The organism is Halobellus sp. Atlit-38R (assembly GCF_003665925.1).
In the GTDB taxonomy this organism is placed as follows: Archaea; Halobacteriota; Halobacteria; order Halobacteriales; family Haloferacaceae; genus Haloquadratum; species Haloquadratum inordinatus.
This window is the reverse complement of sequence record NZ_QXIJ01000104.1, coordinates 1-651: the sequence shown is the minus strand read 5'-3', so window position 1 is coordinate 651 and position 651 is coordinate 1. Positions and strand designations below refer to the sequence as shown.

The following is a 651-nucleotide window of genomic DNA, read 5'->3' as shown; positions in this document are numbered from 1 at the left end:
TACTCCTGTGGGCCGGTAGCGGTGTTGATTCTACGTGGGATCAAGTGGCCAATGGGACGGAAGCCTTCGTGCCTAGTACTTAACCAACAGTTACGACTCTGGCTCACTACTGTTGGTTAACTCTGGCCGCTCTTATGTAGAACTGTGGAGTGACCCCGTAGCAAGGCAATCGACGACGATTTCGAGGGATGCGCCGACCAAGTTCAATGAGCGAACGATACCGAAGGTGTGAGCGGCCTGTTCCAAGCCCTGCTTGGACAGGCCGCGAAACTTCCGCAGCCACGGTTTGACTAGTGAGAAGAGGCACTCGACCTGGTTGATGTGGACGCCGTCGGCCGAAACGTACCGTTCGTCGTGGATAACGGTTCGGTGATCGTACTCCATCTCTCGATACGCTTGGAGTCCATCAGTCCAGACCTCTCCCAGCCGCTGGGAGAGGTCTTCAGCCTCTTGCAGTACCGGTTCGAGGTCTCCCTGGTAGCTGATTCCAAGGTGACCGCGAAATCACCCGAAGCACGTCGCGGCACGCCGCGACGAGCGTTATCTGGTCTCCGTGACGGCCCTTCCATCGTGAGCGCCCCGATCGGGACGACCCGCCGCGGTATCGACTGGTCCGCGGCGGGTCTTGGCCTTTGTAGCCTGAACAGACCG

The 651-nt window shown here is 58.8% G+C and carries 1 pseudogene; it reads right to left on the bottom strand.

The features are described 5' to 3' along the window. Nucleotides 1-132 precede the first annotated feature (132 nt). Nucleotides 133-651, bottom strand: a pseudogene (locus D3D02_RS18335) (IS1595-like element ISHvo6 family transposase); the annotation flags it as partial.